The 24,905-nt window shown below is 68.1% G+C and carries 25 protein-coding genes; 14 read left to right on the top strand and 11 right to left on the bottom strand.

Features of this window, described 5'->3' with window-relative positions; translation table 11 throughout:
• Nucleotides 1-34: 34 nt before the first annotated feature.
• Complete coding sequence (proX, locus tag C1746_RS19990) at nucleotides 35-2,143, bottom strand: glycine betaine/L-proline ABC transporter substrate-binding protein ProX (RefSeq protein WP_116716519.1); 2,109 nt, start codon at nucleotides 2,141-2,143, stop codon at nucleotides 35-37.
• A gap of 112 nt (nucleotides 2,144-2,255) precedes the next feature.
• Here proX and C1746_RS19985 point away from each other — a divergent pair, with 112 nt between their 5' ends.
• The 7 genes from C1746_RS19985 to C1746_RS19955 are packed head-to-tail and all read left to right on the top strand — an operon-like array spanning nucleotide 2,256 to nucleotide 9,178.
• Complete coding sequence (locus C1746_RS19985) at nucleotides 2,256-2,951, top strand: corrinoid protein (protein WP_116716685.1); 696 nt, start codon at nucleotides 2,256-2,258, stop codon at nucleotides 2,949-2,951.
• Nucleotides 2,952-2,955: 4 nt separating this feature from the next.
• The gene (locus tag C1746_RS19980; RefSeq protein ID WP_116716518.1) at nucleotides 2,956-3,600 is read left to right on the top strand and encodes a DUF1638 domain-containing protein; all 645 of its coding nucleotides are present in this window, start codon (nucleotides 2,956-2,958) and stop codon (nucleotides 3,598-3,600) included.
• Nucleotides 3,597-3,926 (top strand): virulence factor, encoded by a 330-nt coding sequence (locus C1746_RS19975; RefSeq protein ID WP_116716517.1) that lies wholly within the window; start codon nucleotides 3,597-3,599, stop codon nucleotides 3,924-3,926. The genes C1746_RS19980 and C1746_RS19975 overlap by 4 nt, the downstream gene beginning before the upstream one ends.
• Nucleotides 3,923-4,819, top strand: a complete 897-nt coding sequence (locus C1746_RS19970) for a dihydropteroate synthase (RefSeq protein ID WP_116716516.1) — start codon at nucleotides 3,923-3,925, stop codon at nucleotides 4,817-4,819. The genes C1746_RS19975 and C1746_RS19970 overlap by 4 nt, the downstream gene beginning before the upstream one ends.
• Nucleotides 4,806-6,848, top strand: coding sequence for an ASKHA domain-containing protein (locus C1746_RS19965; RefSeq protein ID WP_170124924.1), 2,043 nt, complete (start codon nucleotides 4,806-4,808; stop codon nucleotides 6,846-6,848). Before C1746_RS19970 ends, C1746_RS19965 begins: the two co-directional genes overlap by 14 nt.
• The gene (locus C1746_RS19960) at nucleotides 6,845-8,404 is read left to right on the top strand and encodes a trimethylamine methyltransferase family protein (protein WP_116716515.1); all 1,560 of its coding nucleotides are present in this window, start codon (nucleotides 6,845-6,847) and stop codon (nucleotides 8,402-8,404) included. The genes C1746_RS19965 and C1746_RS19960 overlap by 4 nt, the downstream gene beginning before the upstream one ends.
• Nucleotides 8,405-8,431: 27 nt before the next feature.
• A complete protein-coding gene (locus C1746_RS19955; protein WP_116716514.1) occupies nucleotides 8,432-9,178 on the top strand; it encodes an IclR family transcriptional regulator in 747 nt (248 codons plus the stop codon).
• Nucleotides 9,179-9,223: 45 nt separating this feature from the next.
• Here the strand turns inward: C1746_RS19955 and C1746_RS19950 are convergent, their stop codons facing one another.
• The 6 genes from C1746_RS19950 to C1746_RS19925 form a co-directional block, all read right to left on the bottom strand.
• Complete coding sequence (locus C1746_RS19950) at nucleotides 9,224-9,790, bottom strand: DUF2087 domain-containing protein (protein ID WP_116716513.1); 567 nt, start codon at nucleotides 9,788-9,790, stop codon at nucleotides 9,224-9,226.
• A 107-nt stretch (nucleotides 9,791-9,897) separates the two neighbouring features.
• The gene (locus tag C1746_RS19945; RefSeq protein WP_205712016.1) at nucleotides 9,898-10,311 is read right to left on the bottom strand and encodes a PIN domain-containing protein; all 414 of its coding nucleotides are present in this window, start codon (nucleotides 10,309-10,311) and stop codon (nucleotides 9,898-9,900) included.
• Nucleotides 10,298-10,549, bottom strand: a complete 252-nt coding sequence (locus tag C1746_RS19940) for a hypothetical protein (RefSeq protein ID WP_116716511.1) — start codon at nucleotides 10,547-10,549, stop codon at nucleotides 10,298-10,300. Before C1746_RS19940 ends, C1746_RS19945 begins: the two co-directional genes overlap by 14 nt.
• Nucleotides 10,550-10,600: 51 nt before the next feature.
• Nucleotides 10,601-11,590, bottom strand: a complete 990-nt coding sequence (locus C1746_RS19935) for an electron transfer flavoprotein subunit alpha/FixB family protein (RefSeq protein ID WP_116716510.1) — start codon at nucleotides 11,588-11,590, stop codon at nucleotides 10,601-10,603.
• Nucleotides 11,587-12,363: an electron transfer flavoprotein subunit beta/FixA family protein gene (locus C1746_RS19930; protein ID WP_116716509.1), complete on the bottom strand. Its 777-nt coding sequence runs from the start codon at nucleotides 12,361-12,363 to the stop codon at nucleotides 11,587-11,589. Before C1746_RS19930 ends, C1746_RS19935 begins: the two co-directional genes overlap by 4 nt.
• A gap of 6 nt (nucleotides 12,364-12,369) precedes the next feature.
• Nucleotides 12,370-14,901, bottom strand: coding sequence for a GcvT family protein (locus C1746_RS19925; RefSeq protein WP_205712015.1), 2,532 nt, complete (start codon nucleotides 14,899-14,901; stop codon nucleotides 12,370-12,372).
• A 77-nt stretch (nucleotides 14,902-14,978) separates the two neighbouring features.
• On the opposite strand from C1746_RS19925, the gene C1746_RS19920 reads away from it, so the two are divergent.
• The 3 genes from C1746_RS19920 to C1746_RS19910 are packed head-to-tail and all read left to right on the top strand — an operon-like array spanning nucleotide 14,979 to nucleotide 16,362.
• Nucleotides 14,979-15,647 (top strand): GntR family transcriptional regulator, encoded by a 669-nt coding sequence (locus C1746_RS19920; RefSeq protein ID WP_116716508.1) that lies wholly within the window; start codon nucleotides 14,979-14,981, stop codon nucleotides 15,645-15,647.
• 41 nt (nucleotides 15,648-15,688) lie between these two features.
• Nucleotides 15,689-15,949 carry a type II toxin-antitoxin system HicB family antitoxin gene (locus C1746_RS19915; protein WP_162868005.1) on the top strand — a complete coding sequence of 87 codons (261 nt, stop codon included), beginning with the start codon at nucleotides 15,689-15,691 and terminating at the stop codon, nucleotides 15,947-15,949.
• Nucleotides 15,946-16,362, top strand: a complete 417-nt coding sequence (locus C1746_RS19910) for a type II toxin-antitoxin system VapC family toxin (protein ID WP_116716506.1) — start codon at nucleotides 15,946-15,948, stop codon at nucleotides 16,360-16,362. Before C1746_RS19915 ends, C1746_RS19910 begins: the two co-directional genes overlap by 4 nt.
• A gap of 74 nt (nucleotides 16,363-16,436) precedes the next feature.
• Here C1746_RS19910 and C1746_RS19905 read toward each other — a convergent pair whose 3' ends face one another.
• From C1746_RS19905 to C1746_RS19895, 3 genes are all read right to left on the bottom strand, one after another.
• Nucleotides 16,437-16,961: a hypothetical protein gene (locus C1746_RS19905; protein WP_116716505.1), complete on the bottom strand. Its 525-nt coding sequence runs from the start codon at nucleotides 16,959-16,961 to the stop codon at nucleotides 16,437-16,439.
• 232 nt (nucleotides 16,962-17,193) lie between these two features.
• Nucleotides 17,194-18,891: a formate--tetrahydrofolate ligase gene (locus tag C1746_RS19900; RefSeq protein ID WP_205712014.1), complete on the bottom strand. Its 1,698-nt coding sequence runs from the start codon at nucleotides 18,889-18,891 to the stop codon at nucleotides 17,194-17,196.
• 47 nt (nucleotides 18,892-18,938) lie between these two features.
• On the bottom strand, nucleotides 18,939-19,883 hold the full coding sequence (locus C1746_RS19895; protein ID WP_116716503.1) for a methylenetetrahydrofolate reductase: 945 nt from the start codon (nucleotides 19,881-19,883) through the stop codon (nucleotides 18,939-18,941).
• A gap of 145 nt (nucleotides 19,884-20,028) precedes the next feature.
• Between C1746_RS19895 and orn the strand changes: the two genes are divergently transcribed.
• Nucleotides 20,029-20,592 carry an oligoribonuclease gene (gene orn, locus C1746_RS19890; RefSeq protein ID WP_116716683.1) on the top strand — a complete coding sequence of 188 codons (564 nt, stop codon included), beginning with the start codon at nucleotides 20,029-20,031 and terminating at the stop codon, nucleotides 20,590-20,592.
• An 18-nt stretch (nucleotides 20,593-20,610) separates the two neighbouring features.
• On the opposite strand, the gene C1746_RS19885 is transcribed toward orn, so the two are convergent.
• Nucleotides 20,611-21,186, bottom strand: a complete 576-nt coding sequence (locus tag C1746_RS19885; RefSeq protein ID WP_116716502.1) for a YceI family protein — start codon at nucleotides 21,184-21,186, stop codon at nucleotides 20,611-20,613.
• Nucleotides 21,187-21,392: 206 nt separating this feature from the next.
• Here C1746_RS19885 and C1746_RS19880 point away from each other — a divergent pair, with 206 nt between their 5' ends.
• The 3 genes from C1746_RS19880 to C1746_RS19870 are packed head-to-tail and all read left to right on the top strand — an operon-like array spanning nucleotide 21,393 to nucleotide 24,894.
• A complete protein-coding gene (locus C1746_RS19880) occupies nucleotides 21,393-22,196 on the top strand; it encodes a succinate dehydrogenase cytochrome b subunit (protein WP_116716501.1) in 804 nt (267 codons plus the stop codon).
• 3 nt (nucleotides 22,197-22,199) lie between these two features.
• Nucleotides 22,200-24,140, top strand: a complete 1,941-nt coding sequence (locus tag C1746_RS19875; protein WP_116716500.1) for a fumarate reductase/succinate dehydrogenase flavoprotein subunit — start codon at nucleotides 22,200-22,202, stop codon at nucleotides 24,138-24,140.
• 13 nt (nucleotides 24,141-24,153) lie between these two features.
• Nucleotides 24,154-24,894, top strand: a complete 741-nt coding sequence (locus C1746_RS19870) for a succinate dehydrogenase/fumarate reductase iron-sulfur subunit (protein ID WP_116716499.1) — start codon at nucleotides 24,154-24,156, stop codon at nucleotides 24,892-24,894.
• The last annotated feature ends 11 nt before the right edge of the window (nucleotides 24,895-24,905 follow it).

The following is a 24,905-nucleotide window of genomic DNA, read 5'->3' as shown; positions in this document are numbered from 1 at the left end:
CCCCGACGAGGGCGCTCACCGATTGGTCACACGATCAATCGGCGAGCGCCCCGAACCACTGGTCGTGCAGCTGGTCGTAGACACCGCTCTCGATCACGTCGAGCAATGCCAGGTTGATCTGCTCGCGGCGATCGGCGTCGTCCCCGACGGCGATCCCGTAGCGGACGTCTTCGAACACCGGCCCGACGGTGCGGAACCGTCCGCTGCCCTCCCGGGCCGCGAAGAACTGCAGGATCGGGGCGTCGAAGACGATGGCGTCGACCTCACCCTCGTCGAGCAGTTCGTAGGCCTCCGGCAGGTCTCCGACCAGCACCGGTCCGATGCCCTGCCCGTTCAGGTACGCCTCGGCCGGGGAGTTCGGGAGCGTGGCCACGACGTGGTTGGGAAGGTCTGACGGTCCGGCGATCGAGCCCTGCAACTCATCGACGGCCAGCGAGGACGTGATCGATGCGGTGAACGAGGCGAACACGAAGTAGCCGGCGATCATCCACAGCAGCGCGAAGCCCCGCCCGGCGACGCCCTTCGGTGCCTTGTCGCCGTACCCGACCGTGGTGATCGTCACCGCCGACCACCAGAAGGAGTCCCAGATCCCGCGGCCGTACAGCTCGGGGAAGTCGGGGTTGTCCCGCCGTTCGAGCCACCAGATCATGTGCGCCGCGAGGAGCAGCACGAGCACGAAGGCCAGGATCAGCCATGGCAGTTCGGTGGTGAAGATTGCCCCCGCCAGCGACCGGATGCGATCACCGATCCCACGGCCCTGGTCAGCAGGAACCAGGATGGTCAGACCGGTGTCGAACACCGGCAGGGAGAAGTCGATCCCGGCCTCCCGGTCGGCGGTGATGCTGATGCCGGAGAGGGCGAGATCGGCGGCGCCGCGTTGCACGTCGTCGATCTGCTTGGCGACGCTGTTGACCCCGTAGTACTCGACCTCGACGCCCATCCGCGCGGCGAGGAGTTCGGTCAGCTCCACCGAGAACCCGCCATAGACACGGTTCTCGTAGGTGACGAACGGTTCGAAGGTCCGCACCGCGACCTGCCAGGTCTCGCCCGTGCCAGCCGGGCCCGTTCCTCGCTGCTGGTCGAGGGGCACGGCATCCGGGTCGGCCAGGTTCAGCCACTCCTGGACGGTGGCCTCATGTTCAGCCACCCACTCCTCGGCGTGTCGGGCGATGTCGGTGCTGTCGCCCTCGCCGTCGACCATCCGCGCGTTCTGACGCTGGATGTCGGCAAGCGGGATCTGCACCTGCTCCAGCAGCGTCTCGACCTGTGGGTTGGCGTCGAGGAACGAGGCGCCGGCCACCGCCCGGATGTCGTTGGGTGCCCAGCCGGTCTGACAGGGATCATCGGCGCAACCGGGCACGTCCGCCAGCGTCATCGAGTCCAGCACCGACGGGTCCGGAGACGGCTCGGGCAGGCTGGGGAAGGGGGTCTGCAGCCAGGCGACGTCCTCGCCGGGCTCCAGGAACGCCGGGATCCAGTTCGGGGTGAACGTGTAGTACAGCACCGGCTCGCCGGCCTGGAAGCGTCGCACCGTCTCCTCCATGAGCGGCGAGTAGTCGCCCGAGACCTGTTCGACCGTGTCGGTCAGCTCGTACGCGGTCAGGTGGTGCTCGACGATCTCGTGACAGGCCCACTCGAGGTTGCAGCCGATCAGGTCGGCACGTCCGTCCTCGTCAGTGTCGAACCGCGCGGCGATCTCGGGATCGGCCAGGTCACCGAGCGAGGTGATCCCGACCTCCTCGGCCGTGGCGAGGTCAGTGAAGTACCCCTGGAGGGCACCGTCGTCCACTTGGGTTCCGACGATGCGGACGTCGTCGTCATCGCCGAGGAGTGGGCCGTGGAGCGGGAACCAGCCGTTGGCCCACAGATCGATGTCGCCACGGGCGACCGCATCGTAGAAGGCCTCGTTCTCCATGGTCTGTGGGCCGTCGACCGCGAATCCCAGGCGTTCCAGGAGGATGCGGTTGATCTCCGCCTGGAACCAGCCGGTGTCCCAGGTGGGACGCGCCAATCGCACCGTCGGCACCTGGTCGTCGGCAGACGGGGGCTGCTCGGACTGAGCCTCAGCAGGGGAGATGGTGACGATGAGGAGGCAGAGAAGGCCGATCGCCGCGACGATGTGCCTGTGAAGAGGTCGATGCACCAGTGCCTCCTGGCTCGGGCCTGAATCCTAGCTCTCGACTCCGCACGAGAGAATTGCTAGAATGCCACCTGGTAGAACAGTACCGCATAGCGGAACAACCCTGGTGGTGACGATGGAGCAAGACGACGACCTGGACCTCTCGGCGCTCGACGACGAGGAACTCGTCGCCCAGATGCACGACGACCTCTACGACGGGTTGGCCGAGGAGATCGCGGAGGGGACACAGATCCTGCTCGATCGCGGCTGGGATGCGCAGAAGGTCTTGGCGGACGCACTCGTGGAGGGCATGCGCATCGTCGGGATCGACTTCCGGGACGGGATCCTGTTCGTCCCCGAGGTCCTCCTGGCCGCGAACGCGATGAAGGCCGGCATGGAGCTGCTGCGGCCGCTGCTGGCCGAGACCGGAGCTGAACAGGTCGGCAAGATCGTCATCGGCACCGTCAAGGGCGACATCCACGACATCGGCAAGAACCTGGTGGGGATGATGCTCGAGGGCGCCGGGTTCGAGGTCATCGACATCGGCATCAACATCGAAGCCGAGACCTACATCGCCGCGCTGGAGGAGCACAAGCCCGACGTCTTGGGCATGTCCGCACTGCTGACCACCACGATGCCGTACATGAAGGTGGTCATCGAGGAGATGAAGAAGCGCGGCATCCGGGACGACTACATCGTGCTGGTCGGGGGCGCGCCGCTGAACGAGGAGTTCGGGGCGGCCGTCGGGGCCGACGCCTACTGCCGCGATGCCGCGGTTGCGGCGGAGACCGCGCAGGCACTCGTCACCGCCCGCCGACTGGCGGCTGCGTGACCTGATGGGCGGGACCGTCTCACCGCCCGACACCCTGGTGATCGCCTGTGGCGCCCTGGCACGCGAGCTGCGCGCCGTGATGACCGCCAACAGCCTGGACACGGTGCGCTTGGAGTGCCTGCCAGCCGAGCTCCACAATCGGCCGGGGGAGATCGCCGAAGCCCTGGAACGGCGGCTGCAGCGCGTGGCCGGTCCGTACTCCACCGTGTTCATCGGCTACGCCGACTGCGGCACGGGCGGTGCTGTGGACCGGGTCGCACGCCGATGGGGAGCGGAGCGTCTGCCGGGGGCTCACTGCTACCAGTTCTACGCCGGGGCGGACACCTTCGCGGAACTGCACGACGCGGAGCCGGGCACCTTCTACCTGACCGACTACCTGGTGCGGTTCTTCGACCGGTGGGTGTGGCAGGGCCTGTGGCTCGACCGGCATCCCGAGCTTCGCGACGCCTACTTCGGCAACTACACGCGACTGCTGTACCTGTCACAGGAACCCACGGAGACGCTGCTGACCACGGCACGCGAGGCTGCCGAGCGATTGGGGCTCCGATTCGAGCACCAGCACGTCGGCTACGGCGAGACGGTCCCGCAGCTCGTGGCACTGGGGCAGCGACCTCCGTCGTCGGCGCCGTCGGCCCTCCCAGCCGCATGAGCCGCCGGTCCCGGGGCCCTGAACTCACCGTGATCGAGTGGCGGGGCATTCCGGCTCAGGTCACCGCGCGACACGGGCGCGCGATTGAGAAGCTCGAACTGCCGCTGCGCTTCCAGCGCGCCATCGATGTGCTGTCCATGCGGCTCGGGCTGGACGGGACCGATGACTACCTGGACGCCTGGGAGCGGCGGACGCGGCCCTGCGGACCGGACCTGGTCGCAGAGGTCCGGGCCGAGGCCGAGCGACTCGAGGGCGCCTTCGACGCCACGACACTGCGCACGATGAGCGGCGCAACACCTGATGAGAAGGGATCACCCACCGCATGACCGACACCATGATCAGCTCGGCGACGAGAGAGACCGTCATCGGGTTCGACCGCCCGTTCGTCATGATCGGCGAACGCATCAACCCGACCGGCCGAAAGGCGCTGGCCGAGGAGATGAAGAACGGCGACTTCAGCCGGGTCGAGGCGGATGCCCTGGCGCAGGTGGCAGCGGGCGCGCCCGTTCTGGACGTCAATGCCGGAATCCCGTTGGCCGACGAGCCGGCGATCCTCGCCGACACGATCCGGCTGGTCCAGTCCCTGGTGGACGTGCCGCTGTCGATCGACTCCTCGATCGTCGCTGCCCTGCAGGCCGGGCTGGAGGCGTATGAGGGCAAGGCCTTGGTCAACTCCGTCACCGGCGAAGACGAGCAGATGGAGCAGGTCCTCCCCCTGGTCGCCAAGCACGGCGCCGCCGTCGTGGCCATCTCGAACGACGAGACCGGCATCTCGGAGGATCCGGACGTTCGCTTCGCCGTCGCCCAGAAGATCGTCAACCGGGCGGCCGACCACGGCATCCCCGCCTCCGACATCGTCGTCGACCCGTTGGTCATGCCCATCGGCGCCATGGCGACGGCAGGCCAGCAGGTGTTCCAGCTGGTGCGGCGGCTTCGCAACGAGTTGAAGGTCAACACCACCTGCGGCGCGTCCAACGTCAGCTTCGGTCTGCCGGAGCGGGCGGGAATCAACAGCGCGTTCCTCGCCATGGCCATCGCCGCCGGCATGACCTCGGCCATCACCAATCCCCTGGAACCCGAGATCGTCCGTGCCATCCGTGCCGCGGACGTGCTGGCCGGCCACGACCCGGACTGTGCGACCTGGATCAGCACCTACCGGCCAGTCGAGACCGAGAGCCGGGGCCGACGTCGAGGTGGCCGCCGACGTGCCACCGCCTGAGCCGGGCGGCGACTCGACCGTCGCGATCACGTTCAGCCCCTCGGGCCGCCGCGGCCGCGTGGCTCCGGGGACCACGGTGCTGGACGCCGCCCGGGCCCTGGGCGTGGACCTCGACAGCGTCTGCGGGGGCCGGGGGCTGTGCGGCCGCTGCCAGATCGGCCTGGGCGAGCAACCCGGCGTCGGGGCCGACCCGTCCCATCTCGGCGCGGTCACCTCCACCGAACGCGCCTATCGGGGGCGACGGCCCTTGCTCGAAGGCCGACGCCTGGGCTGCGCGGCGATCGTGGAGGGCGACGTCGTCATCGCTGTGCCGCCCGAGAGCCAGGCCCATCGACAGGTCGTGCGCAAGGCGGCCGGCGACCGACCGGTCGACGTCGACCCGGTGGTGGTCCTGCGCTACGTGGAGATACCCCCCGCGACCATGGAGGACCGTCGCGGTGATCTGCAGCGACTTCGGGATGCGCTCGCGCACAGTTGGGGTGTCGCTGAGGCAACGGTGGACCTTGCCGCCCTGGCGGAGCTCGGGCCCGCCATCGCACAGCACGGGGGCGGCGTCACCGTCGCGCTGCGCCGGGAGGACGGTGCAGCCCGGATCGTGGCGGTGTGGCCGGGCTTGAAGGACGCGGTCTACGGGGCTGCCTTCGACATCGGTTCGACCACCGTCGCCGGCCACCTCTGCCATCTGGGATCCGGGGAGGTGCTCGCGTCAGCCGGCCGGATGAACCCGCAGATCGCCTACGGCGAGGACCTCATGAGTCGGGTCTCCTATGTGATGATGAACGCCGACGGACGTGAGCGCCTGACCGCCGCCGTGCGCGGGGCGCTGGCCGACCTGGTGCAGGACCTGTCGCGCGACGCGGGTATCGACCCCGACGACATCCTGGAGGTCTGCCTGGTCGGCAACCCGATCATGCACCACCTGGTCCTCGGGCTCGATCCGACCCCCCTGGGCAGCGCCCCGTTCGCGCTGGCCACGACGGAGGCCATCACCGTGCCAGCCGCCGAGTTGCGCCTCGGCACCCATGCGGGTGCACGCGTCTACCTGCCACCGCTGATCGCCGGCCACGTCGGCGCGGACGCCACCGCGATGGTGCTGGCTGACGCGCCGGACCAGCGCGACGAGCTGACGCTGTTGGTCGACGTCGGCACCAACGCCGAACTGGTCCTGGGCAACGCCGATCGGCTGCTGGCCGCCTCCTCACCCACCGGTCCGGCGTTCGAAGGGGCCCAGATCAGCAGCGGCCAGCGAGCGGCACGAGGTGCCATCGAACGGGTTCGGATCGACCCGATCACGCTGGAGCCGCGTCTGCGCGTCATCGGCTCGGAGCTCTGGTCGGACGACCCGGGCTTCGCTGCCTCGATCCAGACGACCGGCATCACCGGCATCTGCGGGTCGGGGATCATCGAGGTCCTGGCAGAGCTGTTCCTGGCCGGCGTCATCACCGCTGATGGTCGGCTGCAGCCGCGTGACGGCGACGCCGGCCACCCCCGGCTGGTTCGTGACGAGCGGACGTGGCGCTACCGGCTGGTCGAGGGTGACCCGGGCCGGGGCCAGATGGCCGTGGACATCACCCAGAACGATGTCCGAGCGATCCAACTCGCCAAGGCGGCGCTGTACGCCGGGGCCCGACTGCTGATGGACCGACTGGGGGTCGACGCCGTCGATCGAGTCCATCTGGCTGGCGCGTTCGGCAACCACATCGACCCGCTCCGGGCGCTGGTCCTCGGACTGGTGCCCGACTGCGAACCGGCCCACGTCACCTCCGTCGGCAATGCGGCCGGCCATGGCTCGCTCATGAGCCTGCTGTCGGTCGCGGCCCGGCGACGCGGGGAGCAGTTGGCCAGCAGCATCGAGAAGGTCGAGACGGCGATCGAGCCGAGGTTCCAAGAGCACTTCGTCGCGGCCATGGGCTTCCCGCACACCACCGCCACCTACCGCCACCTGGCCGAGCACGTGGCCCTCCCGGCACCGACGACGGGTCCGCCCGCTGCGCGGACGAGCGGACGACGAACAAGGAGCAGACGATGAGCCGCGAGACGTCCTCGAGCCGCACTCCGGGGCGCAGGCGTGGGGGCGGCAGGGCTGCGCGACAGGCGGAACGCCTGGCCAAGGCCGTGGAGTCGGTTCCCTACCTGACCCGCAAGCTGGCGCCCACGGAGGTGCTGTCCACCGAGGGATTGGAGCTGATCGAACTCAACGCCGACATCCTGCTCGAGACTGTCGGGGTCGACGTGGTCGACTTCCCTGAGGCGACCGAGATCTTCGCAGCGGCAGGGGCGGAGGTCGACGGAAGTCGAGTGCGATTTCCGCGCGGGATGTGCCGGGACCTCATCACGGCGTCGGCACCCGCCGTCTTCACCCAGCACGCACGCAACCCCACGAAGAGCGTTCAGATCGGCGGAGATCACACCGTCTTCGCACCCACGTACGGACCCCCATTCGTACGGGATCTGGTGGGGGGTCGCCGCTACGCAACCTTCGCGGACTTCACCAACCTGGTGAAGGTTGGGCAGATGACCTCGGCCCTGCACCACGGCGGAGGGACGCTCTGCGAGCCGACGGACCTGCCTGTCAACAAGCGGCACCTCGACATGGTGTACGCCCACCTGCGGTACGCCGACAAGCCGTTCATGGGCTCGGTGACGGCACCTGAGCGAGCCGAGGACACGGTGGAGATGGCTCGGATCGCGTTCGGGGCCGAGCGGCTCGAGTCTGACTGCGTGCTGGTCAGCCTGTGCAACGCCAACTCCCCGATGTCGTGGGACTACGCCATGCTGGGCTCGGCCAAGGCCTACGCCGAGGCTGGCCAGGGCTGCCTGATCACACCGTTTATCCTGGCCGGCGCGATGGCCCCGGTGACCATCGCCGGTGTGGCCACCCAGTCACTGGCCGAGGCGATGGCCGGCATGGCGTTCTGCCAGATCGTGCGGCCGGGTGCACCGGTCATCTTCGGCTCGTTCGCCTCGTCCATGTCCATGCAGACCGGGGCGCCGACCTTCGGAACGCCCGAGGCCCAGCTGATGCTGATGGTCAACGCGGCCCTGGCTCGCCGACTGGGGGTGCCGTTCCGTAGCGGGGGCAACCTGACGTCGGCCAAGACGGCCGACTACCAGGCTGCCTACGAGAGTGCGATCACGTTCCTGGCCACCATCCAGGCCGGAGTCAACTTCGTGCTCCACAGCGCCGGCTGGTTGGAGGGCGGGTTGGTCATGGGCTTCGAGAAGTACATCCTCGACGCCGACCGGGTCTCGATGGCCGGCACCTACACCGACGGGGTGTCCCTGGACGACAACGCCCAGGCGATGGAGGCGCTGACCACCAACCCGCCGGGCCAGCACTTCCTGGGACACCCGCACACGCTGGCCAACTTCGAGACGGCGTTCTGGTCGTCAGCCGTGGCCAATCACGACAGCTACGAGCAGTGGGCGGAGGAGGGGGCCAAGGACGCTGTCGCCACGGCCAGCGAGACGTGGACGTCCCGCCTGGGCGAGTACCTCGACCCAGGGCTCGATGACGCCGTCGACGAGGAGTTGCAGGAGTGGATTCGCACGCGCAAGGCTGCCGTTCCTGATTCGGACATCTGAGTGACCGCAACAGGTAGCGTCGGTCGCATGTCTCTGGTCCAGTCGGTCGAGCGGGCCTTCACGATCCTGTCGGTGTTGTCCGGCGAGGCCATGCCGCTGACGGCGATCGCCGCCCAGACCATGCTGCCGAAGTCGACGGTGGCACGCCTCCTCACGACACTCGAGGCGCTGGGGGCCGTCGAGCGGGAGGACGACGGGTGGAACTACCGTGTCGGTCCGGCCATCGCCGAGATGGCCCGCGCCACGGACCTGGACGCGCGACTGGTCAGCATGGTCACGCCGCACCTGAAGAACCTGACCATGGCGGTCGGGGAGGCAACGGGCTTCGCGGTGTTGGAGGGCTATCGCGTCCGCTTCATCGCTCACGTCGAGAGCCCGACACCGGTGCAGATCCGCGACTACACCGGGACGGTCTGTCCGGCCCACGTCGGTCCGAGTGGTCTGTGCATGATGACGGCGTGGCCGGCGGAGGAGCTGTCGCGATACCTGGAGCGACCGCTCGGCGCATTCACGCCGAGCACGGTCACCGATCCGGAGGAGATCCGCAAACGCCTGGAGCAGATCGAGGAGGACGGCTACCTCTGGATCCACGACGAGTTCGCCGAGGGCATCTCCTCGGTGGCGGCCCCCGTCCAAGACACGGACGGTGTGATGGTCGGCGCGGTCCATGCTCACGGGCCCAGCTACCGGTTCCCTGCCTTCGGCCAGGCCGAGGGAATCGGTGAGGTGGTGCGGGATGCCGCCGCCTACATCCGCATCGGCGGTCGCGCCTGAGTCCTGGCCGGCGAGCCTCCGCGGTGCACACCGGACGAGACGGGTTCAGCCACCAGGCAGGCCTATGACGCGGCCGCCGCTGCGCCAGTACTCCGCGCCACCGGCAGCTGGCTGCCGGTCGAGGAAGCCCTCGTCGACCAGAGCGCGGCGCAAGGTCGACCAGTCGGTTGAGAAGGGGAGGAGCATGGCGTTGACCTCGGACTCCGGGTAGCGCCGGCCGACGTCGAACTCCAGGGCCACGCGGGCCAGCACGATGACCCGCTTGCTGCGCTGTGTCGGCAACCGCAGCAGCGTGCGACCACTGAAGTAGTGCTCCAGCACCTCGCGTTCGTCCTCGGTCATCCCGAAGCCGATCACCGGGTCCATGGGTATCTCGGCCTCAGCCTGCTCCCGGGCACCCTCCTGCAGCCGCCCGACATCGAGCTCGTACCTGCCCGCCCGCTCGTGCACGAGTCCCACCGCGCGCAGCTGGCCCAGGGACGTCAGCACGGTTCGGCGGTCGCGGCGGGAGACGTCCACCAGCTCCTCCGAGGTCATCGGGCGAACGGCCAGCGCCCCGGCGACAGCCAGGCGATCGTGGTCGAGCAGCACGGAGCCGATCGAGGTTGCCATCGGTTTCCAGTGAAGCATCTCAGTGGCGTGGCCGACTCCAGGCCAGCGCGGAGAGCGTTCGCCCGCCCGTTGCCGGGTGTGGCGCGCGGCCAGCCCGTCGAGCTCCCTCAGTCCGCGTCGAACGAGTTGACGACGGTGACACCCGAGTACGACTGTCCTGCGTTGAGGTCCTCCGAGATGACCGTCTCACAGCCCAACTCACGGGCCGCCTCGATGATCGCCGCGTCCCAGTAGGAAACCTGATGACGGGCCACCGCCTCCATGGCCGCATCGACCACCCCCGCAGTGATCGGCTGAACCGCGAACCGTTGGAACGACCGGACCAGCCGTACGGCCTGGTCCTGGGAGATGCGGTCAGCGCGCGACGGTCGAGTGGCCTGCACGTAGAACTCGCCGAGCACCTGGGTGGACAGCCCCAGATCCCGGCCGGTCAACAACTCTCGGGCCGCTGCGCTCTTCGTGGCTTCTGCGGGATCGGTCGAGATGACGTACAGGAGGACGCTGGTGTCAACGAACTGCACGGTGATGGACATCCTCGCGTGACAGCCGGTCTGCAGCCGAGAACGCGGTGCCCTGCGCCCTGACCTCGGCGATCACCTCGCCCTGGAGCGCCTGCAATCGCTCGAACTCGGCATCCCGGTCGTCCGTCCCCGCCAGGAACTCGGCGACCATGGCGCTGACCGACGTCCCGCGTTCAGCGGCCCGGATGCGTGCCGAGCGATACACCGCATCCGGCACACTCACGGTGATGTTGGCCATGTGTCACACAGTAACACAGCTTCACAGCCACAACTCTGGCGGAGGCGGACTTCAGCCGCGCGCCTTGATGGCCGCCACGATCGCCGGGACGACCTCGTGCAGGTCGGCGATGACGGCGTAGTCCGCGCGGCTGACCATGTTGGCCTCGGGATCGGTGTTGATGGCCAGGACGTGCGACGCGCCCTTCGCGCCGGCCCAGTGCTGGATGGCGCCGGAGATCCCGCACGCGATGTAGATCTTCGGTGCGATCGCCGTCCCGGTCTGCCCGACCTGGTCGGCGTGTGGTCGCCAGCCGTTGTTGGTCACCACCCGCGAACACCCGACCTTGCCGCCGAGCAACTCTGCCAACTCCTCCAGCGGCGCGAAGCCCTCGGCAGAGCCGACCCCGCGGCCCCCGCCCACCACAACTGGCGCCTCGGCCAGCGTCACACCCTCGGCCGTGACAACCCGGTCGACGACGCGACTGCGCACGAGTCGGTCGTCCAGGTGGACCACGAGGGGCTCGACCTTCGCCTCGATCGGATCGTCGACCGTGCTGGCCGCGCCGATGGCGTGGGGCGCCGTGGTCACCATCGGGACCCGAGCCGATAGCTCCGCGTGCTCTAGGAGGGATCCGCCCCACCGCACCCGCGTCAGCTGCCACAGGTCACCACTGGTGTCGCGGAACTCCGTCACGTTGGCCACCAGCGGGGCATCGGCGATCGCCGCGGCGTGGGCCATCACCTCCGACCCGCGGTCGGAGGCGGCTGCCACGACCGCAGTCGGCTCCAACGTCCGCACCGCGTCGGCAAGGGTGGCACCCCACAGCTCCGGCCCGTACTCGCTCAGCACGTCGGCACCAGCGATGTGGATGACCTCGGCGCCGTGCCGGCTCAGGTCGTCAGCGACCGGGGCGCGCTCGACGCCGCTCGACTCGATCAGCAGCGCGTGGACCGGCCAGCCATGCTCAGCCGCCACGACACGCGCCGCGGTCACGGCCTGACGGGACAGCTCGGTCAGCGCAGCGCCGGTGCCGTCCGTCTCGACGAAGGTCAGGATCATCGCAGTACCTCCAACTCCTCCAGGATCTCCACGACCCGGTCGGCAGCCTCCGGGCCGGTGCCGATGACCTCGGTCTCGGTGACCTGCTCAGCGGTCTGGACCAGCCGGACCATCCGTTGACCACCGGCTTCTGGCTGCTGTTCGGCAGACTCCACCGCAGCCTTCTTGGAGGTCAGGCGACCCTTGAAGGTCGGATACCGGGGCAGGTTCAGCCCCTCCCGGACGCCGACCGCGGCGGGCAGCGGGAGCCGGTAGACCTCGTCGGCGTCACCGGCCGGTCGGGTCAGCGTCACCTCGCCATCGCCGAGTTGCAGACCCTTGATGCCGTTCACGATGGGCCGGTCCAGCGCGTGCGCGACCCGCACGCCCACCTGGTAGCCACCTGAGTCCGCCGACTCGTTGCCGAACAGGATCAGGTCGAAGGGGCCATCGCGGTCCTCGAGCATGCGAATTGCCGCGGTCAGGGCGCGAGCGGTGGCCTGCGGGTCGGTGTCGGTGCCATCGGTCGGCACCAGGACGCCCTGGCTCATCCCAAGCGAGATGGCGTAGCGCACCTGCTCCTCGGCCTCGGCGGGTCCCATGGTGAGCGCAACGGCCTCACCGCCGTGCGCCTCGCGCAGCCGGACCGCCTCCTCGACCGCACACTCCTCGTGGGGGCTCATCGTGAAGCCCAGGTGAGCGGTCTGGACGGCCTGACCGTCGTCGGTGACGGCGATCTTGGCGCCCGGGATCGGCACCCGCTTCAAGCAGACCAGGGTCCGGAGCTCAGCCATTGCCGTCTACCCCTTCATCCGCTTGTTGTCGGGGTCGAAGGCCGGGCGGGAGCCGGCGACGGTGACGACGACCGGGAACAGCTCGTTCATGTACATGACCTGCAGTTCGCGTCCCTCGACTGCGTGCTCGGGTGGCAGGTAGGCCATCAGCAGGTAGCTGCCGAGCGATGGGGCGTTGCCGGCGGTGGTGACCCGTGAGACCCGGCCCTTCGCGTCCAGGATCCGTTCGCCGTCCAACGTGAGGATTGGCTCGTTGCCGCCCGTCGGGTACCGCTTGGTGCCGTCGGCGGCCGTGTGATCGGTCATCGTCAGGGTGCACAGGATTGCCGCCGGCTCCTCCTCCCGGGCCGCCAGGTAGGCCTCCTTGCCGATGAAGTCGGCCTGCTTGACCAGGCGTCGGGCCAGGCCGGCCTCGACCGGGGTGTACTCGCTCTCGAGCTCCGCGCCCATGAGGCGATAGCCCTTCTCGATCCGGCCGGTCGTGCCGTACACGCCGATGCCGACGGGTCGGACGTCGAGGTCGGCACCGGCCTCGGCCAGGATGTCCCACAGCGCCAGACCTTGCGGCGCGTCGGTGTAGACCTCCCAGCCGTTCTCGCCGACGTAGGAGATCCGGAACAGCGTGACGTTGATCCCCTGGATCATCGCCTGCTGCACGGTGGCGTAGGGAAAGGCGTCCTGGGACAGGTCGGTCTCGGTGACCGTGGCCAGCAGGTCGCCGGCGTCCGGCCCCCAGACCCCGATCGTGCAGATCGCGTCGGAGTTGTTGACCATCTGCACCGAGCCGTCGGTCGGCAAGTGGGAGCGGAACCAGAAGTCGTCACGGCCGCCGTCGAACACGCCGGTCACGACCCGGAAATGGCGCTCGCCCAGGCGGAGGACCGTCAGGTCGGACCGGAACCCGCCGCCGGGGGTGAGGATCGGGGTGTAGATCGAGGAGCCGACCGGCTTGTCGCACTTGTTGACCGTCATCTTCTCGATGTAGGAGACGACCCCGGGGCCGGTGAAGTCGAGGATCTGGAAGGCCGAGAGGTCGACCATCGCGACGTGGTCCCGCATGTGCAGGTGTTCGGCGGTGATGATCGGCGACCACCAGCGGCGGTCCCACTCATGGTCGCGGTCCGCCACGTCGTAGCGCTCGACCAGATCGCTGTTCGAGGTGTACCACTGGGGCCGCTCCCACACGCGGGCCCCGTAGTACTCCGCCCCCAGGGCCTCGGTGCGGGCGTGGAAGGGCGACCGCTTGATGCCTCGCTCGGAGGCCCACTGCTCCCGCGGGTGGACGATGCCGTAGGTCTTGTTGAAGTGCTCGGCGCACCGCGCCTCGATGTGGTGGACGGACCGCTCCTGCGGGTACAGCCGCGCGATGTCCGAGCCGTGCGGGTCGCACATGTGGGGGTAGCCGTGGGTCATCCACTCCGCGATCAGCTGGGCGATGCCCGGGCCCTCCTTGATCCAGACCGCGGCTGCCGACCAGAGGCCGTCGACCTCGGTGGTGGGGCCGAGGACCGGCATGGCATCCGGGGTCAGGGACAGGAGTCCGTTGATGGCGTAGCGGATCTCGGCCTCCTCGAGGATCCCGCCCATGATCTCCAGGGCATCCTCCAGTTGGGCGTCGAAGTCCTCGTCGGTGAAGGGCATCTCGGTGGGGGAGAGAGCCGCCTCCTCGTTGGAGGGGATCTCGTCCGGCCGGTGGAAGATCGGGCGGTGGGCGTAGGAGCCGACCTCCATGGAGCCGGCGGACTGCCGCTCGTACATGAAGGTGTCCATGTCCCGGATGATCGGGTAGCCGATCTCGTTGCCGGTCTGTTGCAGGATGTCGATCGGCCCGACGTCGGCCATCTGGTGGACGGCCGGGGTGAGGGGGATGGTTGCGCCCGCCATCTCGGCGATCCGCGGCGACCAGACGCCGCAGGCGACCACGACGGTCTCGGCCTCGATCCGGCCGCGGTCGGTCACCACCGCGGTGATCCGCGGACGGCCGAAGTCCGTGGGTGTGGTCTCCAGGTCCAGCACCTCGGTGTTGGCAAAGACTTGCAGGTGGCCGGCATCCTGGGCCTTCTCACGCATCAGGGTGCCGGCCCGGAGTGAGTCGACGACCGACACCGACGGCGTGTGGAAGCCGCCCAGGATCACGTCGTCCTCCACGAATGGGACCAGCTCTTGGACCTGCTGCGGCGTCAGCAGTTCCGCGTCGATCCCGTAGGTCTTGGCCGACGTCATCCGCCGTCGGAGCTCCTCCATGCGCTCCTCGGACCGAGCCACCTCGATACCCCCGCAGGTGGTGTTGACGCCCATCTCCTCGTACTGCCGCTGGCTCTCGAGCGTCAGGAAGGCCATCTCCTTGTTGTGGTCCACCGGGAAGATGAAGTTGGAGGCGTGTCCGGTCGAGCCACCGGGGTTGGGCAGCGGTCCCTTGTCGAGCTGGACGATGTCGGTCCAGCCCATGTCGGAGAGATGGCCGACCAAGCAGTTGCCGACGATGCCGGCTCCGATGACGACGCACTGGGCTTGGGTGGGGAGCTCTTGCTGGGACACGGCGGTCCTCCTGATGTTCGACTGGTCGATGACTGATCGACAACTGATATACCAGTCATGCTAGACTGCGGACCCTCATGTCGGCAACACCTGATCTGCTGTCCACTGCGGAGCCGCCACCGTCGCAGGCGCATGCGGCGTACGAGGCGCTGCGCGACATGCTCGTGACCCTTGAGATACGCCCTGGTGAGCCCATCTCCGAGGCGGTCCTGATGGAGCGACTGGGGGTCGGCCGGACCCCGCTGCGCGAGGCGGTGAACCGTCTGACCGAGGAGCGGCTGGTCCAGAAGTATCCGCGCCGCGGGACGTTCGCGGCTGAGATAAACCTGGCGGACCTACCGCTGTTGACCGACCTGCGGCGGGAGATCGAGGCGCTGGCGGCCGGGCTGGCGGCCTACTCGGCGACCGAGTCGGACCGCGAGGCGCTGCGGGCACTGTCGCCACAGGAGGGGGACGTCCGGCCCGGGGGTGACCCGGCCGAGCAGATGCGCAAGGACACCGCCATCCACCGCCACATCTACGAGGCGACGCACAACCACTTCCTGATCGAGACCGCGAGTCGGTACCACGCCCACTCGACTCGGCTCTGGTACCAGTTCACCGATCGGCTGACGGACCTCGGGTCGCACGTCGACGAACACCGTGCGCTGATCGCCCACATCTGTGCCGGCGAGGCGGATCGGGCGCGGGAGGTCGCTCGCCACCACGTCGACAACTTCGCCCAGGCGGTCCGAGACCTGATCTAGTCCCGTCCGCCAAAAGTATGTGGTGGTATGGTGTCAACACCATGAGTATTCGAATGCAGGTCACGATCTCGGAGGACGATCACCTGCGTGCTGCAGAACGGGCTGCCGCGCACGGGATTTCGTTGGCTGAGTACCTGCGGCGCTTGGTCCGGTCCGACCTGGCGGACGATGCCGAGGAGGATCGCCCGGACGTGTCTGAGCTGTTCGGTATTGGTGACTCTGGTGGATCCGACGTTGCGGTGCACAAGGACGACTACCTCGCGGACGCCATCGGGTCGGCGAAGACGTCGCCGCGCCAGTGACGCGGCGGTTCGTCGACACGTCAGCGTGGTACAGCGCGATGGACTCGGCGGACCGAAACCACAGGGCCGCCACCGCGCGTCTGGCCGAAGGAGGCCGGTTCGTCCTGACCGACCACGTGCTGGTGGAGACCTGGCGCCTGGCCGCCCACCGCTTGGGTTGGCACGTAGCGGAGCAGTTCTTCGGCACCATTCGACGTGGCGCGGCGCACGTCGAAGGTGTGACACCGGCAGACCGCGAACATGCCTGGGCGACGGGCATGGCGTTCTCGGATCAAGGGTGGTCTTTGGCTGACCGAACCTCCTTCGCGGTGATGGAGCGTCTCGGCCTCCACACCGTCGTCACCTTCGACGACGACTTCGCCATCTACCGCTTCGGACGCGATCGGGGCCTCGCGTTCACCGTCCAGCGCTGACGGCCTTGGCCCGACGCCCGACGATCAGCGCGACCGGGTCGTCAGACCGGCACCGGCCCCTTCGAGGTCGTCAGCTACTGACTGGCCCAGCTCACACCAATGATCTTCAGGCAGAGGGACACGAGGACAAGCGCGGCGGTCGGTAGGCGCCGCATCGCCCACATGGCTGAGTGATCACCGGTCGGTCGGCCGGCTCGCGCGGTCCCCAGCACGTCCACCAACAGGTACCCGGCGCCGAGAAGCAAGGAGGCGATCAGCAGCGTCGTCGATGCTCCGTCCAATCCCACAGCAATGAGGGAGGCGGCTGCGGCCACAGCGAGCACCGTCTCAGCCCCAAGGCCCGCAGCCACGTACAGCCACGCCGCATCACCGGACGGGTTGAAGCGCTGGAAGGCGGCCTGATAGCCCGGTTCGTCGGGTGATAGCCAGGTGTCACCGTCCCGGAGAGCGACGTGCGCCGGTGGGCTGGACAGTTCGACGCGAATGTGATCGGCAGGCACGCCGAGGCTGCGCCCGGCGAACACGTGGCCGTACTCGTGCACGACCACGAGGAGCCAGACGAACCCGATACCAGCCAGCAGGTTCCCGACGACGGCCACGGCTCCACCAGATCAAACGGCCAGACGCGCGTCAAGCGGCCGGGCTGGGACCTGTCGAGTCAGATCCGGTCGGAGATGTCCACCCGCAGACCGCGGGGGATCTCGCGCTTCTCGTCCTACGCGGGCAAGGTCCGTCTGGACGGCGCCCCGTGTACGGCCGTCTGTGCCTGCCACCTCAGCGTCCGTGCCGGGGCCCAGGTCATTGTCGTCGAGGCGGGCCCGCCGTGGCCGCTCAGGACAGCCCCGAGATGGTGCCGTCGTCGTCCACGTCCACGCGGAACGCCGCCGGCGAGGAGCCAAGACCGGGCATCGTCCGCATGTCGCCGCAGAGCGGGTAGATGAACCCGGCCCCGACCGAGGCGCGCACCTCGGTCACCGGCAGGCGCCAGCCCGTCGGAGCGCCGAGCAGGGTTGGGTCCGACGAGATCGACAGGTGGGTCTTGGCGATGCAGACGGGGAGGTGGCCGAAGCCGTTGGCCTCGTAGGTGTCCAGCGCCTTCGCCGCCTTCGCGGAGTAGTCCACCCCCTCGGCGCCGTACACCCTGGTCGCCACGGCCTCGATCTTGTCGCGCAGTGGGGCGTCGTCCGGGTAGAGCAGGGTGAAGTCGGACGGCTCCTCGGCCGCCTCGGCGACCGCCTCCGCCAGGTCGGTGGCTCCCTTTCCGCCGTTGGTGAAGTGGTGGGAGAGAGCCACGCGGGCGCCCGCCTCCTCAGCGATCTGCCGGATTGCGTCCCACTCCGACTCGTGGTCGGTCGGGAAGGCGTTGATGCACACGACCGGCGAGACGCCGTGCAGGCGGACGTTGTCGATCTGCTTGCGCAGGTTCGCCCCTCCCTGGAAGACCTCATCCGGATTCTCGGCCAGCAGGTCGTCGGGGAGTGGACGGCCGGCGACGATGTGATGGTTGCCGCTGTGGGCCTTCAGGGCGCGGACGGTTGCCACGAGCACCGCGGCATCGGGCACCATCCCGGACTGCCGACACTTGATGTTGAAGAACCGCTCGGCCCCCATGTCGGCACCGAAGCCAGCCTCGGTGATCAGGAAGTCGCCGGTGTGCTGCCCGATCCGGTCGGCGATGACCGATGAGTTGCCGGTGGCGATGTTGCCGAACGGACCGGCGTGGACCAGGACCGGGGTGCCCTCCAGCGTCTGCAGCAGGTTCGGCTTGACGGCATCGCGCATGATCGCCGCCATCGCGCCGGCGGCCTGGAGATCGTCGGCGGTCACCGGTTCGCCGTCGGGGGTGTAGCCGACCACGAGACGGGCCAGCCGCTGCTTCAGATCGCCCAGGTCGGAGGCCAGGGAGAGGACCGCCATGACCTCGCTGGCCGCCGTGATGTCGAAGCCGGTCTGGCGGGTGACCCCGTCCATCTTCCCGCCGAGGCCGACCACGATGTTGCGGAGGGCCCGGTCGTTGACGTCGAGCACCCGACGCCAGGTGATGTTGTCCAGGTCGAGCCCGGACTCGTTGCCTCGGAAGAGGTGGTTGTCAAGCATCGCCGCCAGCAGGTTGTGCGCGGCAGTGACCGCGTGGAAGTCCCCGGTGAGGTGCAGATTGAGCAGCTCCATCGGGATGACCTGGCTGTAGCCGCCACCTGCCGCCCCGCCCTTGATGCCGAAGGTCGGCCCCATGGACGGTTGGCGCAGCGTGATCGTGGCCCGTCTCCCGATGTGGGTCATGGCCTGCCCGAGACCGACCGTCGTCGTGGTCTTGCCCTCGCCGAGCGGGGTCGGCGTGATCGCGCTCACCACGACGTACTTGGCCCTCGGGACGTCGGCCAGCTCATCGATGGCGCGCAGCTTGATCTTGGCCAGGGAGTCGCCGTAGGGCTCCAACAGGTCGGTTGGCAGGCCCATGACCTCCGCGATCTCGGTGGGCGGCCGCAGTGTCGCCTCCTGGGCGATCTCCAGGTCACTCATCATGGCCACAGCAATGCCTTTCGTCGTGCCGTCGGGGGGTCACACGTCGTGGTCGGTCAGCCCCGCCGGCTGGGGGTGATCAAGCGGTTCTCGCGGTCGAGGCCGGCCTGTCCGGACTGGACCTCGGCCGCCCAGGTGAGTGTTCGGTCGAGGGCGCCGAACGGGAAGAAGTGGAAGGCCTGGAAGAGACTTGCTGGGTCCGCGTCTGCGGCCGAGGCCACACCGAGGACGGTGGCGTCGGGGAACTGCGGCGTCATCGACGCGAGTTGCAGCAGGCGCCGCGACTGCTTCTTCAGCACCGACAGGGACGGGCCGACCCCGCAGCGGATCCCGAACCGGATGAGCGTCTGGGCCGCGGCTGCACCCGGCAGGCCGACGTGGATGGGCAAGGAGCTGCCGGCCGCACGCAGCCGGCGCTCCCACGCGATGGTCGGCTCGGGGTCGAAGGTGAACTGCGTGACCAGGCGTACGGCGGTTCCGGTCTCGACGGCGTAGGCGTTCTTCAGTGCGATGGCGTCGGCCAGCTCGGATTCGGCGATGTCCGGGGCCCCCTCTGGATGGCCTGCAACGCCCAGCGAGGTGATCCCGTGCTCAACCAGGACCCCCTCGCGCAGCAGGTCGAGGCTCGATGTGAACGGCCCGACCGGGTCCACGCCGCCGGCGATCAACAGCACGTCGTCGACGCCTGCGTCACCGCGCAGTGACCGCAGCGCCTGGTCGAGTTCCTGGCGGCTTCGCAGGGAGCGGGCCGCGATGTGGGGCACCGGTCGGAGACCTGACGCGCGAAGCGCGACGGCGACCTCCAGTGAGGCCTCGAGTGGCTGTCCAGGGAGGTGGGTGATGTAGACCGACGCTCCGGACGGCAGCCGCCGCCGCAACACCTCGACCGCGTCCACATCGCGCGGCGTCACCTCGACGCTGGCCCCCGCCATCAGCCGCGCGAGCGCGGTCTGGATCCCCGTTGGAACCACCACGACCATGTCTTCTGCGGATGGGGCCATCGCCCTCACGGACAATTCGCCACCTCACCAATCCCAGATTCAGAAAGTCTCACCATGCGGGATAATGCCATATAGCAGAACATATCACATCCGACGGATGGCTGTCCACGGACACGTCGTGCCGCGGTCCGACTACGCTCAGGCGATGAGCGCACTGCAGGACCTGCATGATCCACTCATCTGGGTCGACCTCGAGATGACCGGACTGGACCCGGCGACGGAGGTGATCGTCGAGATCGCCGTCATCATCACGGATGGCCAGTTGGACACCCAGATCGAGGGGCCGGAGCTGATCATCAACGCACCGGAGGAGGTGCTGGACGCGATGCACCCCGTGGTGGTCAAGATGCATGAGAAGTCCGGCCTGACGACTGCGGTTCGGGAGAGTGATGTCACGGCCCGACAGGCGGAGCAGGTGGTGCTCGACTTCCTGCGCGAGCACATCCCCGAGTCAGGCGTGGCACCGCTGGCAGGGAACTCGGTGCACGCTGACCGGGCCTTCCTCAAGGCCTACATGCCAGAGCTCGAGGCGCACTGCCACTACCGCAACGTGGATGTGTCGACGGTCAAGGAACTGGCCGCCCGCTGGTTCCCGGAGGCCAAGGAGGCGGCTCCGAAGAAGGGTGGGGACCACCGAGCCCTGGCCGACATCCAGGAGTCGATCGACGAGCTGCGCTACTACCGCAAGGCGATCTTCCAGGACCGGTGACGCACCCCGTGCGGACGGCTACTCCTGACCCTGCAGCGCGGCCTGGATCTCGAGCTCGATCTTGACCTCCTTGCTCACCAGGACGCCGCCCGCCTCCATCGGCGCGTTCCAGGTGATCCCGAAGTCCTCGCGATTGATCGTGGTGGTCGCCTCGAAGGCAGCGATGGTGGGGCCCATCGGGCTCTTGTGCGTGCCCAGGTACTCGGTGTCGAGGACCACCGAGCGGGTCACACCGGCGATCGTGAGATCCCCGGTCACCCGCCACCCCGGTTCCACGGATGTGGAGCGGAACGTGATCTCGGGAAACTGCTCCACGTCGAGGAAGTCGCCGCTGCGGAGGTGGGCGTCCCGGTCGGCGTTGCGCGTGTCGACGGTGGACGCGGCGATGGCGATCTGCACGCCGGAGCGGGTGGGCTCCTCGGCCACCGTGATGGTGCCGGCGAAGTCGGTGAAGTTGGCGCGCACCTTGCTGACCTTGAGGTGGCGCACGATGCCCTGAACCTGGGAGTGGGCGGCGTCGATCTCGTAGGTCCCGACGGCCGGGAACGGCTGGCCGTCGACGCTGCGGTCGAGGGTTGCGGTGGCGGTGGTCATGACGATGCTCCTTGATTAGTTTGAAATCTAACTTGTCGGAGCTACAACGGACTCGACCCGCGGATATTCCCCCGCCTCCGAGAATCTGTGACGCCGCTCGTGAATGTCACCCGAGCCGACACGTGCGGTCGCTCGATGCCAGGCCACAGCGGCCCCGCTGATACCCTTTCGCTGTTCGGTTCCTTCCTTCCAGGAGACAGCGACAGATGAGTACGGCGACCCCTCCACGCAGCTCGATCGATCCTCTGGGCAAGGCGCCGAAGCCCAGCATCGAACGCTCGCGCTTCTGGATCGTGGACTTCTACCGGTCGGCCATGGGCAAGAAGTACGTGATGGCCCTGTCGGGCATCATCGGCCTCGGCTTCATCGTCGTCCACGCGCTCGGGAACCTCCACGTCTACGAGGGAGCCGTCAAGTTCACGGAGTACGGCGAGGGGCTTCGTGAGATCGGCGAGCCCCTGGTCCCACGCACCTTCTTGCTGTGGATCGGCCGGCTCGGACTGCTCGGTGCGCTGCTGGTCCACGTCCACGCGGCCTACACCCTGACCTGGCAGAACCGCAAGGCTCGGCCGGTCAAGTACCAGTCCGCGCGCTCCTACATCACGGCCGACTACGCCTCGCGGACCATGATCTACACCGGGACGATCCTGCTGGCGTTCATCGTGTTCCACCTGGCGGATCTGACGTGGGGGTGGACCACGGACGAGTACGTGCGCGGGGCGATCACCAACAACCTGACCGCCAGCCTCTCCCGGATCCCCGTCGCCCTGTTTTACATCCTGGCGGTGCTCGCCCTGGGCACGCACATCTACCACGGCACCTGGAGCCTGTTCCAGACGCTGGGACTGAACAGCACCCGGTTCAATGCGTGGCGCAGATATCTGGCCATTGGTCTGACCGTCGTCGTAACGGGTATCAATCTGACGTTCCCACTCGGCACCCTGTTCGGGGTCATCGAGTGCAACACCGAGTGCGAAGCCGTCGTCGAAGAGTTTGAGGAAGAGGAGTAGCCCATGACCACCCTCGAAGCCCGCAGCGTTCTCGACTCCAAGGTCCCTGACGGCCCGCTGGCCGAGAAGTGGACCCAGCACAAGTTCGACATGAAGTTGGTCAATCCGGCCAACAAGCGGAAGTACGACATCATCGTCGTCGGAACCGGTCTGGCGGGCGCCTCGGCAGCTGCCACGTTCGGTGAGCTCGGCTACAACGTCCAGGCGTTCACCTTCCACGACTCGCCGCGCCGGGCCCACTCCATCGCCGCGCAGGGCGGGATCAACGCCGCGAAGAACTACCACGGCGACGGCGACTCCGTCTATCGGCTCTTCTACGACACCATCAAGGGTGGGGACTACCGCGGCCGGGAGGCCAACACCTACCGCCTGGCCGAGGTCAGCAACAACATCATCGACCAAGCCGTCGCGCAGGGTGTGCCCTTCGCCCGGGAGTACGGTGGCCTGCTCGACAACCGCTCGTTCGGTGGTGCGCAGGTCTCGCGCACCTTCTACGCCCGCGGGCAGACCGGCCAGCAACTGCTGCTCGGTGCCTATCAGGCTCTGGCCCGACAGATCGAGCTCGGCACCGTGCAGATGCACATCCGCACCGAGATGCTCGACATCGTGGTCAAGGACGGCCAGGCGGTGGGCATCGTCACCCGTGACCTGCTGACCGGTGAGATCCGGTCCCACTCCGCTCATGCCGTGGTCCTGGCCACCGGTGGGTACTCCAACGCCTACTACCTCTCCACCAACGCGATGGCGTGCAACGTCACCGCGGCGTGGCGGGCGCATCGCAAGGGCGCGTTCTTCGCCAACCCCTGCTACACCCAGATCCACCCCACGGCGATCCCCTCCAGCGACGAGTTCCAGTCCAAGCTCACCCTGATGAGCGAGTCGCTTCGCAACGACGGTCGCATCTGGGTGCCGAAGGACGCCGACGACACCGGCAAGCCGGCGTCGCAGATCCCCGAGGCCGAGCGCGACTACTACCTGGAGCGCAAGTACCCGGCCTTCGGGAACCTGGTCCCGCGTGATGTCGCATCCCGCAACGCCAAGACCATGATCGACCAGGAGAAGGGCGTCGGGCCGCTGAAGAACGGGGTCTACCTCGACTTCGCCGACGCCATCGACCGCCTCGGCAAGGACACCATCGCCGCCCGCTACGGGAACCTGTTCGACATGTACGAGCGGATCACCGGCGAGAACCCCTACAGCCAGCCGATGCGGATCTATCCCGCCCCGCACTACACCATGGGTGGGCTCTGGGTCGACTACGAGCTCCAGACGACCGTGCCGGGCCTGTTCGCCATCGGCGAGGCGAACTTCAGCGACCACGGTGCCAACCGTCTGGGCGCCTCAGCGCTGATGCAGGGCCTCTCCGACGGCTACTTCGTCATCCCCTACACGATCGGCAACTACCTGGCGCCGAAGCTGGGTGAGTCGGTGGTACCGACCGACGACCCCGTGTTCCGGCAGGCCGAGTCCGAGGTCACCGACCAGATCGACCGGTACCTGGCCGTGAAGGGCACCCGGACGGTCGACTACTTCCACCGCGAGCTCGGCAAGATCATGTGGGACTACTGCGGGATGTCCCGGTCCCGTCAGGGCCTCGAGAAAGCACTGTCGGAGATCCCCGCCCTCCGCGAGGAGTTCGAGTCCGACGTCAAGGTGCTCGGCTCCGCGGCGACGCTCAACCAGTCCCTCGAGAAGGTCGGCCGCGTCGCAGACTTCTTCGAGCTGGGCGAGCTGATGTGCCAGGACGCACTGATGCGAGAGGAGTCCTGTGGCGGCCACTTCCGCGAGGAGCACCAGACGGAGGAGGGCGAGGCGAAGCGCGACGACGAGAACTTCGCCTTCGTGGGCGCGTGGGCCTTCACCGGCGACACCGGCGACGCCGAACTCCACAAAGAAGATCTGATCTTCGAGAACGTCGAACTCACCACACGTAGCTACAAGTAGGAACACACACCTCATGAAGCTCACCCTGAACGTCTGGCGTCAGTCCTCCCCGGACGACGCCGGCCGATTCGAGACCTACAAGCTCGACGACATCAGCGAGGACATGTCGTTCCTCGAGATGCTGGACGTGCTGAACCAGCAGCTGATCGAGGAGGGAACCGAGCCGGTCAACTTCGACCACGACTGCCGTGAGGGCATCTGCGGCTCCTGTGGCGTGATGATCAACGGCCAGGCCCACGGTCCGCAAGCCTCGACGGCGACCTGTCAGCTGCACATGCGGAAGTTCTCCGACGGCGACGCGATCACGATCGAGCCCTGGCGCGCTGCCGGGTTCCCGATCATCAAGGACCTGACGGTCAACCGGTCCGCCTTCGACCGGATCATCGAGGCCGGCGGCTACATCTCGGTCCCGACGGGATCCGCCTCCGACGCGAACCTCACCCCGGTCATGAAGGAGGTGGCGGACAGTGCCTTTGACGCGGCAGCATGCATCGGCTGCGGGGCCTGTGTCGCGGCCTGCCCGAACGGCGCCGCGCAGCTGTTCACCTCATCCAAGCTGTCGCAGCTCAACATGTTGCCGCAGGGGCAGCCGGAGAAGGCCGAGCGCACCCGCAACATGGTGGACACGATGGAGTCGTTCTTCGGGTCCTGCACCAACATCGGTGAGTGCTCGGTGTCCTGCCCCAAGGACATCTCCCTCGACTACATCGCCGAGATGAACCGGGACTACTTGCGGGCCCAGTTCACGCGGTAGCTCGGCGCAGC

The sequence above is a fragment of the Euzebya tangerina genome (assembly GCF_003074135.1).
Taxonomy (GTDB): domain Bacteria; phylum Actinomycetota; class Nitriliruptoria; order Euzebyales; family Euzebyaceae; genus Euzebya; species Euzebya tangerina.
The sequence above is the reverse complement of the archived record's forward strand: the minus strand, read 5'-3'. Positions and strand labels throughout refer to the sequence as shown.